Source organism: Tessaracoccus lubricantis (assembly GCF_039544535.1).
In the GTDB taxonomy this organism is placed as follows: domain Bacteria; phylum Actinomycetota; class Actinomycetes; order Propionibacteriales; family Propionibacteriaceae; genus Arachnia; species Arachnia lubricantis.
Window position 1 is genome coordinate 402302 of sequence record NZ_BAABLV010000036.1, and the last position, 14800, is coordinate 417101.

The 14800-nt window shown below is 69.5% G+C and carries 11 protein-coding genes; all 11 read left to right on the forward strand.

Annotation, left to right across the window (positions count from 1 at the left end; translation table 11 throughout):
* The first annotated feature begins 57 nt into the window (after positions 1–57).
* Positions 58–1704 (forward strand): hypothetical protein, encoded by a 1647-nt coding sequence (locus ABEA30_RS12955; protein ID WP_345583479.1) that lies wholly within the window; start codon positions 58–60, stop codon positions 1702–1704.
* 132 nt (positions 1705–1836) lie between these two features.
* Complete coding sequence (locus ABEA30_RS12960; protein WP_386085331.1) at positions 1837–3711, forward strand: 2-oxoacid:acceptor oxidoreductase subunit alpha; 1875 nt, start codon at positions 1837–1839, stop codon at positions 3709–3711.
* Positions 3711–4745, forward strand: coding sequence for a 2-oxoacid:ferredoxin oxidoreductase subunit beta (locus ABEA30_RS12965; RefSeq protein ID WP_345583483.1), 1035 nt, complete (start codon positions 3711–3713; stop codon positions 4743–4745). The genes ABEA30_RS12960 and ABEA30_RS12965 overlap by 1 nt, the downstream gene beginning before the upstream one ends.
* Entirely contained in the window at positions 4742–5971 is a 1230-nt protein-coding gene (locus ABEA30_RS12970) for a hypothetical protein (RefSeq protein ID WP_345583485.1), read from the forward strand. The genes ABEA30_RS12965 and ABEA30_RS12970 overlap by 4 nt, the downstream gene beginning before the upstream one ends.
* A gap of 20 nt (positions 5972–5991) precedes the next feature.
* Positions 5992–7941, forward strand: a complete 1950-nt coding sequence (locus ABEA30_RS12975) for a M13 family metallopeptidase (RefSeq protein ID WP_345583487.1) — start codon at positions 5992–5994, stop codon at positions 7939–7941.
* A gap of 232 nt (positions 7942–8173) precedes the next feature.
* Positions 8174–9460 carry an ABC transporter substrate-binding protein gene (locus ABEA30_RS12980; RefSeq protein ID WP_345583489.1) on the forward strand — a complete coding sequence of 429 codons (1287 nt, stop codon included), beginning with the start codon at positions 8174–8176 and terminating at the stop codon, positions 9458–9460.
* Positions 9461–9518: 58 nt separating this feature from the next.
* Positions 9519–10472 carry a carbohydrate ABC transporter permease gene (locus ABEA30_RS12985; RefSeq protein ID WP_345583491.1) on the forward strand — a complete coding sequence of 318 codons (954 nt, stop codon included), beginning with the start codon at positions 9519–9521 and terminating at the stop codon, positions 10470–10472.
* On the forward strand, positions 10472–11377 hold the full coding sequence (locus ABEA30_RS12990) for a carbohydrate ABC transporter permease (RefSeq protein WP_345583493.1): 906 nt from the start codon (positions 10472–10474) through the stop codon (positions 11375–11377). Before ABEA30_RS12985 ends, ABEA30_RS12990 begins: the two co-directional genes overlap by 1 nt.
* Positions 11374–12777 carry a GH1 family beta-glucosidase gene (locus tag ABEA30_RS12995; RefSeq protein ID WP_345583495.1) on the forward strand — a complete coding sequence of 468 codons (1404 nt, stop codon included), beginning with the start codon at positions 11374–11376 and terminating at the stop codon, positions 12775–12777. The genes ABEA30_RS12990 and ABEA30_RS12995 overlap by 4 nt, the downstream gene beginning before the upstream one ends.
* Before the next feature lies 1 nt (position 12778).
* Positions 12779–13792, forward strand: coding sequence for a LacI family DNA-binding transcriptional regulator (locus tag ABEA30_RS13000; RefSeq protein WP_345583497.1), 1014 nt, complete (start codon positions 12779–12781; stop codon positions 13790–13792).
* A gap of 97 nt (positions 13793–13889) precedes the next feature.
* On the forward strand, positions 13890–14800 hold a 911-nt coding region (locus tag ABEA30_RS13005), incomplete at its 3' end, for a DUF222 domain-containing protein (RefSeq protein WP_345583499.1).

Here is a 14800-nt window from a genome sequence, read left to right on the forward strand (position 1 = left end):
GGCCTTCGGGTTATGCTCCCGGTGGCCCGACGCCGCGATCCCCTGGAGAGAGACCTGATGAAGCGCTTGAAGACCATCGTGCTGGCCACCGTCATGGCCGCCGGCGGCCTGCTGTTGCCGGCAGTCACCGAGGCTCCGGAGGCCGCGGCACTGGACGTGTACACCACGCCGGGCACCCACACCGTCAACGGGCGCCAGTGGCGCACGTCGTGCTCGCAGTACTCGCCCACCATCGAGCGCTGCCGCACCGAGATCCTCGCCACCCAGATCACCCGCGACGCAGCCGGCCGCTTCGCCCAGTCCACCGGGTGGGCGTTCAACAACCTCACCTACAAGCCCGTGGCCCACGAGCTGTGGGGCGGCAATCCGCTGGCCAACCCCGGCGAGTGGACCGAGGGCGGCCGCAGGTGGCGCACCGAGTGCGGCACCGCCGCCACCGGCAGGGACGGGTGCCGCAGCTACATCTTCGGCACCGCCTACACCTCCGCCGGCGGCCGCATCGAGGCCGTGAACCAGTGGATGTTCAACAACATCGTGCGGGTCACCCCGGGCACCATGAAGGTGGGGCTCGAGGCCTCGCCCATCACTCGCGCGCCCGCCTTCCTGCAGGGCCGCCGGTTCTTCACCCTCGGCACGCTGGTGACCACCCCCAACGAGGGCGGCCAGTCCCGCGGCACCGGCAGGCTCAGCCAGATCGAGCTGGACCCGGCCGGCAAGGTCGGCACGTTCAGGGAGAGCTACTGGGCGTTCACGTGGGACATGGCCGTCGAATCCGACTACGGCGCGTTCCGCACGTCGATCCCCACCCGGCCCACGGGCTGCACCATCAGCGCCGCCGACAACGCCGACCGCACGCGCATGGGCCTGCCCGCGCTGCCGTCGGGGACGTGCGACGTGCGCGCGGCCCGCTCCTTCACCGGCAAGCCGACGGTCCGGTACGGCACCTACGACCACTCCGCCTCCGGCGGAAACCGGCTGCGGCTGTTCTGGAACGGGTCCTTCACCACCGAGACGTTCCTCGACGTCACCGCCCCCGGCGCCGCCCACAGCGAGCTGCGGCTCGCGTCGCACACCCACCCCGGTGCCGTCAGCGCGCTGGGCTTCATGTTCGGTTCGACGAAGGCCCCGGCCGCCGGCCGCTCGATGGTTCCCGAGACGCAGCAGGTGCAGCCCTGGCTGCCGCCGCGCTCGGTGAACCCTGCCGTCGTCTCGCAGTCGCTGTTCCCCACGTCCGCGGGCGGCGCCGACAAGACGCTGTGGGTGCAGAACCTTGCCACGCCCAACCTGCTGCCGGTGCGCCAGTCGTTCCAGTTCCGGGACTACCAGGCCGTGGGCAACGGCGGCTGCATCGTGACCAAGCCGGAGTTCCGTGGCCGCGTCACGCCGGCGGGCTGGCACTCCTACTTCTGCCCCCTGGCCGACAACGGCAAGCTGGTGTGGCACCACATGGCGGCCTCGCTCGTGGCGGAGGGCCACGGGCTGTGCCGCATCGGCGACTGGAGCAAGTGCGTCGCCGCGAGCCCTCAGACGGTGCGCTACGGGCTGCCCGCCCGCGCCGGCGGCCACGTCTACAACGCGCTGCAACTGATCGACGACGACAACCAGCTCGCCGCGATCATCGGCCTGGAGACGAGCCTGTACAACCACAAGGCCAGCTCCCAATCGGCCCTGTCGCTGTTCGCCGCCGTGTCCCCTGACAGCTGAACCGCAATTTCCCCGACCGATCGGGACTAATCGCGGTCCGCGCGAGGTTGTGCGCGGAGGGACCCGTCGAACACCGGGTCTAAACTTGCCGGGGACTCACGTCCCCGATTGACACGACACAGAGGATTGACAGTGGCAGACCAGCTCTCGCTCGACCGGGTGGTCATCCGTTTCGCCGGTGACTCCGGCGACGGCATGCAGCTCACCGGAGACCGGTTCACGGCCGAGACGGCGGCATTCGGCAACGACATCGCGACGCTGCCCAACTTCCCGGCTGAGATCCGCGCCCCCCACGGCACGCTGCACGGCGTCTCCAGCTTCCAGCTGCACTTCGCCAACTTCGACATCGTCACGCCCGGTGACCGGCCCGACGTGCTCGTCGCCATGAACCCCGCCGCGCTCAAGGCCAACCTCAAGGACCTGCCCAAGGGCGGCGTCATCATCGTCGACACCGCAGAGTTCACGGCACGCAACCTGAAGAAGATCGGGTGGGACTCCAGCCCGCTGGACGACGGCACGCTCTCGAACTACTCGGTGCACGCCATGGACCTCACCGGGCTCGCCAGCGGCGCCGTCGAGGGCTTCGGCCTGAGCCGCAAGGACGCGTCGCGCACGAAGAACATGTTCGCGCTGGGCCTGCTCAGCTGGCTGTACTCGCGGCCCGTCGAGGGCACCCTCCGGTTCCTGAGCGAGAAGTTCGCCGGCAAGCCGGAGATCCGCGACGCCAACATCGCCGCGTTCAAGGCCGGGCATGCCTACGGCGAGACGACGGAGGCCTTCGAGGTCAACTACACCGTCGCCCCCGCACCGGTGCCGGCCGGCCGCTACCGGCAGGTCTCGGGCAACGTCGCCACCGCGTACGGCCTCATCACGGGCGCCCACAAGGCCGGCCTCCAGCTGTTCCTCGGCTCCTACCCCATCACCCCGGCCTCCGACATCCTGCACGAGTTGTCGCGCCGCAAGGACCTGGGCGTGATGACCTTCCAGGCCGAGGACGAGATCGCCGCCGTCGGCGCCGCGCTGGGCGCGTCGTTCGCCGGTTCGTTGGGCGTCACGACGACGTCGGGCCCGGGCATGGCGCTGAAGGCCGAGACGATCGGCCTGGCCGTGATGACCGAGCTGCCGCTCGTCGTGGTCAACGTGCAGCGCTCCGGCCCCTCGACGGGCATGCCGACCAAGACCGAGCAGGCAGACCTGTTGCAGGCGATGTACGGCCGCAACGGTGAGTCGCCCCTGCCCGTGCTGGCCGCCAAGTCGTCGACCGACTGCTTCGACACCGCGCTCGAGGCGTGCCGCATCGCGGTGAAGTACCGCACCCCGGTCATCATGCTGTCCGACGGGTACCTCGCCAACGGCGCGGAGCCGTGGAAGCTGCCGGACCTCGCCCAGATCGAGCCCATCGAGCCGGCGTTCGCCACGGAGGCCAACGGGACGGACAAGGACGGCAAGGACACGTTCCTGCCCTACAAGCGTGATCCCGAGACCCTCGCCCGCGCCTGGGCCATCCCCGGCACCCCGGGGCTGGAGCACCGCATCGGCGGCCTCGAGAAGTCCGACCTCACGGGCAACATCTCCTACGACCCGGACAACCACGAGTTCATGACGCTGACGCGCCGCGAGAAGCTGCGCGGCATCGCGCGCGACATCCCGGACCTCGAGGTCGATGACCCCAGCGGCGACGCCCGCGTGCTGGTGCTCGGCTGGGGCTCCACCTACGGCCCCATCACCGCAGCCGCACGTCGCGTCCGCCTGTCGGGCCGCAAGGTGGCGCTGGCCCACCTGCGCCACCTGAACCCCATGCCGGAGAACCTCGGCGAGATCCTGCACAAGTACGACAAGGTCGTGGTGCCCGAGATGAACCTCGGCCAGCTCGCCGTCGTGCTGCAGGCCCGCTACGCCAAGGCCATCACCCGTTACTCGCGCGTCCGGGGCCTGCCGATCTCGCTCACCGAGCTCGAGGTCGACCTGTGCGCCGAGATCGACGCCACCACCAAGGAGGACAACTGATGTCGGGTCTCGTCGGAGTTCCGCTGAGCGTCGAACCGCTCACGAAGAAGGACTTCACCTCGGACCAGGAGGTGCGTTGGTGCCCGGGCTGCGGCGACTACGCCGTCCTGTCGACCTTCCAGTCGATGATGGCCACGCTCGGCGTGAAGCGCGAGAACACGGTCATCATCTCGGGCATCGGCTGCTCGTCGCGGTTCCCGTACTACGTGGACAGCTACGGCATGCACTCGATCCACGGCCGCGCCCCCGCCATCGCCACCGGCGTGGCCATGTCGCGGCCGGACCTCAACGTCTGGGTCGTCACGGGCGACGGTGACGCGTTGTCGATCGGCGGCAACCACCTCATCCACACCCTGCGCCGCAACGTGAACCTCACGATCCTGCTGTTCAACAACCGGATCTACGGCCTCACCAAGGGCCAGTACTCCCCCACCTCGGAGATCGGCAAGCTCACGAAGTCGACCCCGTACGGCTCCGTGGACACGCCGTTCAACCCGGTGACCCTCGCGCTGGGCGCCGAGGCGTCGTTCGTGGCCCGCACGATCGACTCCGACCGCCAGCACCTCAGCGAGGTGCTGACCGCGGCGGCCAACCACCGCGGCACCTCGCTGGTCGAGATCTACCAGAACTGCCCCATCTTCAACGACGACGCGTTCGCCGCGCTGAAGGGCCCCGAAGGCCTCCTCATCAAGCTCGTGCACGGTCAGCCCATCACGTTCGGCGGCGGTGAGCTCGCCGTCGTGCGGGGCGCCGACGGTGACCTCAAGGTGGCCCGTACGGCTGAGGTGGACGAGGCGAGCATCGTCGTGCACGACGAGACCCGGCCTGATCCCTCGCTGGCGTTCGCGCTGTCGCGACTGACGGAGCCCGGCGTCCTGCGCCAGGCCCCCATCGGCATCTTCCGGCGCGTTGAACGCCCTAGCTATGATGACCTCGTCCGTGACCAGATCGGCACCGCGAAGGCCGAGGACACCGAGGCCGCACTGGCCGCGGTGCTGGCCGGGCCGGATACCTGGGAGGCGGACGAGCGATGACGGACGGGCAGTCGGGCTGGCATCCACCGATGCCGCCCGACGGCCCCGTGTCGCCGACCACCCCCGTCCGCCTGCTGACGGGCGCCGAGGCGCCGCCGCTGTCGGTGGAACGGTTCGACGCCGTCGGCATGCAATCGGTGCTCACCCGCGCGCGGGACCGCAGCCGGTTCGTCGCCCCACCACGCGAGGAGGAGGCGACGAAGCGCGCGCTCCCCGTGCGCGGCCTCGCCTGGGGCGCCCTGCTCGTGGCAGCCATCGGCATCGTCGCCGGCATGGTCTACGTCAGCTACTTCAGGCCCATCGTCGACGACCCCGACACCATCGTGGTAGTCCCCACCGCCACCGCCACCCGCGAGGAGGTCACGGCACAAACCCCGCAGGAGATCGTCACGGAGTACTTCGAGGCGCTCAGCACCGGCGACGTGGACCGGGCCCTGGCGATGGGCAACCCCGGCGGCAACGGTTCGCACGCACTGCTGGACGTCGACGTCTTCGCACGCGCCCGCGAGCTGAGCCCGATCACCGACGTCCAGATCCTCTCCGACGACCCCACTGCCACCGAGGTGCCCGTGCGCTACCTCATCGGCGGCCAGCCGTTCGAGACCGCCATCGTGCTCGACCTGCTCGACAACGGCCGCTACCGGCTCGCCCAGACCACGGTGACCGCCGAGTTCTCGTTGGCGGGCGGCCAGAACCTGCCGATGCTGGTCAACGGCAGGCGCATCGACCCCAAGCTCACCTTCGAGGTGCTCCCCGGCACCTACGAGGTCAGCACCGGGCTCCCCTTCGTCGACTATGCGGTCACCGGCCACCTGCAGGTGGCCTCCCCGTCGCGGGCCGACGTGCAGAAGGCCAACGTCACGCCGGAGCTGACGGAGGCTGGCCGCAGCGCCTTGGTGGACGCGGCCCGGGCCTCACTCCAGCGGTGCATCAGCGCCAACTCGATCGCCCCGGCCGGCTGCCCGAACCAGGCCAGCGCCGGCGGCTCGCAGGTGTCGTCGGCCACGTGGCGGCTCACCAACAACCCATGGTCCGACATCTCCCCGACCCTGGTGGCCGACGACCAGAGTGTCGCGCTGATGCGGCTGCGGCTGGAGACGTCGCTGCACCTGACCTACGGCAACGGGTCGTCGTCGAACCCCACCCCCACCATCCCGACGGAGGTGCGCGCCTCGATGCTCGGCACGGACCCGGCCGGCGTCCGGGTGACCTGGGCCACCGGATAGCGGACGGTAGGGTGGCGGGCATGACCGCTGCGATCGCCCACGAACACTTCGACACCGCCGTCCGCCCCCAGGACGACCTCTTCCGCCACGTCAACGGCACCTGGTTGCGCACCGCCCCCATCGAGCCCGACCAGTCGTCTGCCGGTGGGTTCATGGACCTGCGCAACGCCGCCGAGCTCGACGTGCGCGCGATCATCGAGGAGCAGCGGTCGGGCGACACCTCCACCGACGAGGGCCGCATCGCGGCGCTGTACGCGTCGTTCATGGCCACCGACCGGATCCAGGAGTTGGGGATCGCTCCGGTGCGTCCCATCCTCGAGGCGATCGACGCGCTCGACTCGCCGTCGGCGCTCGCCCGACACCTCGGCTGGTCGCTGCGGCACGGCCTGAGCCCGCTGGTGCACCTCTACGAGGAGTCGGACCCGGGAGACCCCAGCCGCTACGCCGTGTTCGCCTCCCAGGGCGGCCTGGGCCTGCCCGACGAGGCGTACTACCGCCTCGACGAGCACGCCGAGATCCGCGAGAAGTACCTCGCGCACGTGACCCGGGTCTTCGAACTGGCCGGGCTCGACCGGCCCGCGGAGCAGGCGCAGGCGGTGCTCGCCGTCGAGACCGAGATCGCCTCGCACCATTGGGACAGGGTCCGCTGCCGCGACCTGCGCGCCATGTACAACCCGACGTCGCTCGACGACGTCATCGCGGCCACGCCCGGCTTCGACTGGGACGCCTACCTCGACGGCGCCGGCATCCCGCGCGAGAAGGTGGCCGAGGTCATCGTCAGCCAGCCGTCGTTCTTCGAGGGCGTGGCCCCCGTCATGGTCTCCGCCCCATTCGGGACGTGGCAGTCCTGGGCCAGGTGGAAGGCCATCTCGGGGCTGTCGGCCTACCTGTCCGACGAGTTCGTCGAGGCCCGCTTCGACTTCTACGAGCGGACCCTCGCCGGCAACGAGGAGCAGCGCCCCCGCTGGAAGCGTGGCGTCGCGCTCGTCGAAGGCGTGCTCGGCGAGGCCGTCGGCCGCCTGTACGTGGAGCGGCACTTCCAGCCCAAGAAGAAGGCCGCCATGGACGCGCTGGTGGCCAACCTGATGAAGGCGTACGAGAACTCCATCAGCAAGCTCACGTGGATGACCGACGAGACCCGCGCCGAGGCGCTGCGCAAGCTGAGCCTGTTCACCCCGAAGATCGGCTACCCCGTCAAGTGGCGCGACTACTCCGCGCTGCCCCTGAGTGCCGACGACCTCGTCGGCAACGTGCTGGCCGCCAACTCCTTCGAACTCGACTACACCCTCGAGCGGATCGGCGGGCCGGTGGACCGCGACGAGTGGCAGATGTTCCCGCAGACCGTCAACGCCTACTACCACCCGCTGCGCAACGAGATCGTGTTCCCCGCCGCCATCCTGCAGCCGCCGTTCTTCAACGCGGAGGCCGACGACGCCGTGAACTACGCGGCCATCGGCGCCGTCATCGGCCACGAGATCGGCCACGGCTTCGACGACAAGGGCAGCACCTGCGACGGCGACGGCCGCCTGCGCGACTGGTGGCAGCCGGCGGACCGCGAGGCCTTCGAGGCGCTGGCCAAGCGGCTCATCGACCAGTACGAGGGCCTCGTGCCCGAGGGCATCGAGGGCGCCGGCGTCAACGGCGAGCTCACCGTCGGGGAGAACATCGGCGACCTCGGCGGCCTGGGCATCGCCTACGACGCCTGGCTGCTGGCGGGCGGCGACCCGCAGGGCGAGGAGGTCGACGGCCTCACCCCGGCGCAGCGGTTCTTCTTCGGCTGGGCACAGGCGTGGCGCGGCAAGCGTCGGCCGGAGGCGATGAAGGTGTTGCTGGCCACGGACCCGCACTCCCCCAACGAGTTCCGCTGCAACCAGATCGTGCGCAACCTGGACGCGTTCTACGACGCGTTCGGCGTGGGCGAGGGCGACGCGCTGTGGCTGGCCCGTGAGGAGCGCGTCACCATCTGGTGACGCCCTGCGGGCCCCACGCCCATTTTCGGACGCGCTGGAGCGCGTCTCATCCGGCAAGTCGTGACATTTCGTTGCTCCTTGTCAGACGCATATGCGGCGCTGAGAGATCGCTCTCATGTCTCGATTCGGTAACGACTCGCCGGTTCGCGCTTGACCTTTGTTCGACGACGGATCAAAGTATCCCGTGAGAGCGCTCACACGGGGCGCTGGACAACGTGACGAAGGAGTCATAGTGAAGAAGCGTTCCATCGCCCTGGTCAGCGTGCTGGCCCTCGGGCTCGCCGCCTGTTCCTCCACTGAGACCACCCCCGCCGGCCAGGAGACGGAGGCCGGTGGCGGGGACGAGCAGATCACCCTGCGCGTGGCCACCTTCAACGAGTTCGGTTACGAGGACCTCTTCCAGGAGTACATGGACGAGCACCCGAACGTGAAGATCGAACACAAGAAGGCCGCCACCACCGACGAGGCCCGCGACAACCTCAACACCCGCCTGGCTGCGGGCTCCGGCCTCTCCGACATCGAAGCCGTCGAGGTGGACTGGCTCCCCGAGCTGATGCAGTACTCCGACAAGTTCGTGGACCTCACCCATGACGACGTCGACGGCCGTTGGCTCGACTGGAAGGCGGCCTCCGCCACCACCGCCGACGGCCAGCTGATCGGCTACGGCACCGACATCGGCCCCGAGGCCGTCTGCTACCGCGCCGACCTGTTCGAGGCGGCCGGGCTGCCGTCCGACCGCGAAGAGGTGGCCAAGCTCCTCGAGGGCGACTGGGACACCTACTTCTCCGTCGGCAAGGACTTCGTCGCCAAGTCCGACGCCGCCTGGTACGACTCCTCGGACGCCACGTTCCAGGGCATGGTCAACCAGGTCGAGACGCCGTTCGAGAACACCGACGGCACCCCCATCCCGCTCGCCGACAACGCCGATATCAAGGCCATCTACGACCAGATCATGCAGGCCAAGGCCGACGGGCTCTCGGCGGGCTACGCCCAGTGGAGCGAGGACTGGACCGCCGCGTTCCAGAACGACGGCTTCGCCACGATGTTGTGCCCCGGCTGGATGATGGGCGTCATCGAGGGCAACGCCGCCGGCGTGACCGGCTGGGACGTCGCCGACGTCTTCCCCGGCGGCGGCGGCAACTGGGGCGGCTCGTTCCTGACCGTCCCCGAGCAGTCGGCCAACCCCGACGCCGCGCGCGAACTGGCGGCCTGGCTGACCGCACCCGAGCAGCAGATCAAGGCCTTCATGTCGAAGGGCACCTTCCCGTCCCAGGTCGAGGCGCTCGAGAGCGAGGACCTGCTGGGCCAGACCAACGAGTTCTTCAACGGCGCGCCCACCGGCGAGATCCTCGCCAACCGCGCGGCCGCCGTCGACGTGACCCCGTTCAAGGGCCCGAACTACTTCTCCATCCGCGCCGCCGTCACCGATGCCCTCAACCGCGTCGAGTCCGGCACCGACGACCCCGCGTCGTCGTGGGACAAGGCCGTCGAGGCCTACGAGGCACTCGGCCTCAGCTGATCGACGACCCCCGGTGGGCCCGGCGCAGGCCGGGCCCACCCCCACCCAAGGACCTCCAATGCACTCCACCACCACCTGGCGGCAGCGGCTCAGCCGCTGGGACGTCCGGTTCTCGCCCTACCTGTACATCAGCCCCTTCTTCATCGTCTTCGCCGTCGTGGGGCTCTACCCGCTGGTCTACACCGCCTGGGTCTCGGTCCACGACTGGCACCTCATCGGCGGCCAGGGGGACTTCGTCGGGCTGCAGAACTTCGCCGACGTCCTCCAGCAGCCGCGCTTCTACAACGCGCTGCGCAACACCTTCTCGATCTTCCTGCTGTCCTCGGTGCCGCAGGTCATCCTCGCGATCTTCATCGCCTGGATGCTCGACGCGAACCTGCGGGCCAAGACCGTGTGGCGCATGGGCGTCCTGCTGCCCTACGTGGTGGCACCGGTGGCGGTCTCCCTGATCTTCTCCAAGCTGTTCGCCGACGACTCCGGGCTCATCAACACAGTGCTGGGCCAGATCGGCATCAACCCCATCGGCTGGCACGCCGACAGCTTCGCCTCGCACGTGGCGATCGCGACGATGGTGAACTTCCGCTGGACCGGCTACAACACGCTGATCTTCCTGGCCGCGATGCAGGCGGTGCCGCGCGAACTGTACGAGGCAGCCGTCGTCGACGGGGCCAACCGATTCCAGCAGTTCTTCTCCGTGACGCTGCCCTCGCTGCGGCCCACGCTGATCTTCGTCATCATCACCTCCACCATCGGTGGCCTCCAGATCTTCGACGAGCCCCGCATGTTCGACCAGCTCGGCCAGGGCGGCGCCGACCGGCAGTGGCAAACGCTCACCATGTACCTCTACGAGCTTGGTTGGGGGCCACAGCGCAGCTTCGGCCGTGCGTCGGCGGTGGCGTGGCTGCTGTTCCTCATCATCATCGTGATCGGCATGTTCAACTTCTGGCTGACCAGCCGCATCTCCAGTTCCGAGGGCCGCAGGGCCAAGACGCGCAGCAAGGAGCTGGTGTGATGCACTCGACCCCCGTCATCGAGCAGCTGGCAGGCAAGGGCGCCGCCCGTCACGCCCGCCGCAAGCTGGGCATGGTCTCCGGGGCCCGCAGGGCCGGGTGGGGCACCTACGCCGTCCTCACGCTGGTGCTGCTCATCTCCGTCTACCCCCTCTACTACGCGTTGCAGCTGGCGAGCTCGGACGCGGCGACCATCGCGCGCAACCCCATCCCGCCACTCCTGCCGCTGGGCAACCTGGTGGAGAACCTGAACCGGGTGCTGGCCTCCGACATCAACTTCTGGCGGGCCTTCACCAACAGCGTCATCGTGTCGACGGTGACCTCGGTGTTCCTTGTCATCTTCTCGACGCTGGCGGGCTACGCCTTCGCCAAGCTCAGGTTCCGCGGGAAGGGGCCGCTGCTGGTGTTCGTCATCGCCACCATGGCGGTGCCCATGCAGCTGGGCATCGTGCCGCTGTTCATCGTGATGGCCGAGCTCGGCCTCACCGGCAGCCTCGCGGCCGTCATCATCCCCAACGTCGTGACCGCCTTCGGTGTGTTCTGGATGACGCAGTACCTCAGCCAGGCGCTCCCCTACGAACTCATCGAGGCGGCCCGCGTGGACGGCTGCTCGATGATCAAGACCTTCCAGCACGTGGCCATCCCCGCCGCGATGCCGGCGGCCGCGATGCTGGCGCTGTTCACCTTCGTGGCCCAGTGGACCAACTTCTTCTGGCCGTTCATCGTCCTGGACGCCAGCAACCCCACGCTGCCCGTCGCGCTGCAGCTGCTGCAGGCCAGCTACTTCAAGGACTACTCGCTCATCATGGCCGGCGTGGTCATCTCCACCCTGCCGCTCATCGTCGTATTCATCATCACTGGGCGCCGGCTCGTCGCCGGCGTCATGGAAGGAGCCGTGAAGGGATGACCCCCTCCACCTTTGCCCCCCACTTCATCTTCGGCGCCGCCACCGCGTCCTTCCAGATCGAAGGGGCCACCACCACCGACGGGCGCGTGCCCTCCATCTGGGACACCTTCTGCGCCACCCCCGGCAAGGTGGCCGGCGGCGACACCGGCGAGGTCGCCTGCGACCACTACCACCGCATGCCCCAGGACGTCGCCCTGATGAAGGAGCTGGGCCTCCAGTCCTACCGCTTCTCGACGGCGTGGCCCCGCGTCGTGCCCGCGCCCGGCGAGGTCAACCAGGCGGGCCTGGACTTCTACTCCCGGCTGGTCGACGAGCTGCTGGCGGCCGGCATCACGCCCTGGCTGACGCTCTACCACTGGGACCTGCCGCAGTACGAGCAGGACCTGGGCGGTTGGACCAACCGCGACACCGCCCACCGCTTCGCCGACTACGCAGAGGTCATGTACCGCGCGCTCGGTGATCGCGTCGACATCTGGACCACGCTCAACGAGCCGTGGTGCTCCGCCTTCCTGGGCCACGCCAAGGGCGAGCACGCCCCGGGCCACCAGGACGGGGCGGAGGCCCTCGCGGCCGCGCACCACTTGTTGCTGGGCCATGGCCTGGCCGTGCAGCGACTGCGTGGGCTCGGGCTGGCACATCCCCAGCAGGTGGGCATCACGATCAACCCCGGCGTCGTGCACCCGGCCGACCCGGACAACGCTGCGGACCGCGATGCGGCCCGCAGGCACGACGCCCTGCGCAACCGCATCTGGCTCGACCCGCTGTTCAAGGGCGAGTACCCCGCCGACCTGATCGCCGACATGGGCGAGCTCTGGCCGGCGCACCTCATATGGGACGGCGACCTCGAGGTCATCGCGCAGCCCATCGACGTGCTCGGCATCAACTTCTACAACGGCGAGACCGTCGCGGGCGTGCCCGGCGCCGCCGTCGACTCCCCCGGCGCACCGCACCCCCGCACCGGCGACACGCGCCACGTCAGCCGTGACGTGCCGCTGACCGGCATGGGCTGGGAGATCCACGCCCCGGACTTCACCGAGGTGCTCGTGCGGCTCAGCCGCGAGTGGGCCGCCCCCAACAGCGCCCACCTCGTGGTGACGGAGAACGGCGCTGCGTTCGACGACGTAGCCGACGCCGACGGGTTCGTCGCCGACGCCGACCGCCGTGACTACCTCCACCAGCACATCCGGGCGGTGCGCGACGCCATCGACGCCGGAGCCGACGTGCGGGGCTACCTGGCCTGGTCGCTGCTGGACAACTTCGAATGGGCGTGGGGGTACGAGAAGCGGTTCGGCATCGTGCGGGTGGACTACGACACCCAGCGCCGCACGCCCAAGGCGTCGGCCCGTTGGTACTCTGACGTGATCCGCTCCCGCGAACTGATCGAGCCCACGAAGGGATGAGATGACTCTGAACGGTCGCCCGCCGACACTCGAGGACGTGGCGCGTTTGGCCGGGGTGTCGCGGGCGACGGCGTCGCGGGCGATCATCGAGCCACAGAAGGTGTCCCCGGAGCGCCGCTCCGCCGTCGAGGAGGCCATGGCCCGGCTCGGTTACGTCCCCAACGCCGCTGCCCGCAGCCTGGTGACGCGCCGGACGATGTCGATCGCCGTCGTGGTGCCCGAGCCCACCCGCACGGTGTTCGAGGACCCGTTCTTCCAGGCCGCGATCGGCGGCATCAACTCGGTGCTGGTGGACGCCGACTACCAACTGGTGCTCCTGATGGGCGACCCCCAGGGCCAGACGCAGCGCGTGCGCCAGTACCTTCGCTCGCGGCTGGCAGACGGCATCGTCGTCGTGTCGCACCACGGCTCCGACGGCGTGGTGGAGACCGCGGTGGCCGCCGGTGTGCCGACGGTGCTGGTGGGCCGGCCGTTCAGCGGGGCCGTCCACGTCGCCTACAGCGACCTCGACAACGTGCTGGGCGGCCGCATCGCCACGCGTCGGCTGGTCGAGCAGGGATGCTCCCGGATCGGCATCCTGACCGGGCCGCTCGACATGGTGGGCGCGCGCGACCGCTACGACGGCTGGCGCGCCGAGCTGGCCCAGCACGGCCTCACCGGCGGCGGGATCTGGCACGGCGATTTCGACCGCGCCTCCGGCCGGGCAGCAGGGCACGAGATCGCCAAGGCGGCCATCCCCCTGGACGGGCTGTTCGTCTCGTCGGACCTGATGGCGCTGGGCGTGCTGGAGTCGCTGGCCGAGCACGGCATCCGGGTGCCGCAGGACCTCAAGCTCGTGGGCTTCGACGACATCAGCCTCGCCGCCTACCACAAGCCTGCGCTGACGACGGTGACCAACTCCGGCTTCGACCTGGCGGCAGCCGCGGCCGAACTCCTGCTCCGGCAACTGCAGACCGGTGAGGCCCAGGCCCCCCGGATCATCCAGCCCGAGTTGGTGGTGCGAGAGTCGGCCTGATCTCCCGACCCTTCAATTCGACCCCCCTTGTCAATGATCGGGGAAGAAATAGCTGTTCTGGACGAACGTGTCGGTGGCCGGCTTTAGAGTGGGGACCATGGAAGTGCTCCCCAGAACACTGACCCAGGCCCTTGCCAACCTCACCGAAGCAGACGCGCTGGCCCGGATGGCCGAAGTCGCCCAGGCCGTGTCCATCTCCACCATCATCGACACCTACCAGCTCGACGAGGAACGCACCTACGAGACGATCGAGCAACTCACCCGCTACGGCGCCGACGGCACCGCCTCGGTCGGGGAGTTCGTCGCGCTCGAGGTCGGCGCCGCGCTGGGGATCTCCCCCGGCTCGGCGATCGGCCGGATCGCCGACGTCCTCAACGTACGCGACCGCCACCCCGTGCTGTGGGAGGCCATGCTGGCCGGCACCGTACGGTTCCACCAGGCCTGCCGTGTCGCCTCCGAGTGCGTGGGCCTCAGCGCCGACGCCGTGACCCAGGTCGACCGCAAGTGCGCCCAGGCACTGGGCCAATGGCCCTGGGCCCGGGTCCTGAAGGAACTGCCCTCCTGGATCATCGCGGCAGACCCCGCCACCGCCACCGCCCGCGAGATCCGCGCCCGCAAGGAACGCAAGGTCCACATCACCGAGATCAAGGACGGCCAGATCGAAGCGTTCTGCCGCCTCGCCCCTGCAGACGGCATCGCCCTGGCCGACGCCATCACCAGCCTTGCCGCCCAACTACCCGACCCAGACCTCCCACCCGAGATCCGCGAACTGGCCTGCAACGACGACGACGCCACCCGCATCCAACTCAACGCCCGCCGCGCCGCAGCACTGGGCCACCTCGCCCGCACCGCCCTCGGACAAGACACCCTCCCCGTCCGGCAACTGGTCATCACCATCGACGCCACCAAGATCCCTGCCACAGACCACGACGGCACCCACCTCACCGGCCCGGCACGCATCCACCACTGGGGCACCCTGCTGGCCAACCGTCTCCCCGAACTGCTCAG

Bases quoted from the DNA above. Each gene is read 5' to 3' on its own strand.
- ABEA30_RS12990 (WP_345583493.1), top strand. From the start codon at position 10,472: ATGCACTCGACCCCCGTCATCGAGCAGCTGGCAGGCAAGGGCGCCGCC.
- ABEA30_RS13000 (WP_345583497.1), top strand. From the start codon at position 12,779: ATGACTCTGAACGGTCGCCCGCCGACACTCGAGGACGTGGCGCGTTTG.
- ABEA30_RS12985 (WP_345583491.1), top strand. From the start codon at position 9,519: ATGCACTCCACCACCACCTGGCGGCAGCGGCTCAGCCGCTGGGACGTC.
- ABEA30_RS12975 (WP_345583487.1), top strand. From the start codon at position 5,992: ATGACCGCTGCGATCGCCCACGAACACTTCGACACCGCCGTCCGCCCC.
- ABEA30_RS12955 (WP_345583479.1), top strand. From the start codon at position 58: ATGAAGCGCTTGAAGACCATCGTGCTGGCCACCGTCATGGCCGCCGGC.
- ABEA30_RS12995 (WP_345583495.1), top strand. From the start codon at position 11,374: ATGACCCCCTCCACCTTTGCCCCCCACTTCATCTTCGGCGCCGCCACC.
- ABEA30_RS12970 (WP_345583485.1), top strand. From the start codon at position 4,742: ATGACGGACGGGCAGTCGGGCTGGCATCCACCGATGCCGCCCGACGGC.
- ABEA30_RS12965 (WP_345583483.1), top strand. From the start codon at position 3,711: ATGTCGGGTCTCGTCGGAGTTCCGCTGAGCGTCGAACCGCTCACGAAG.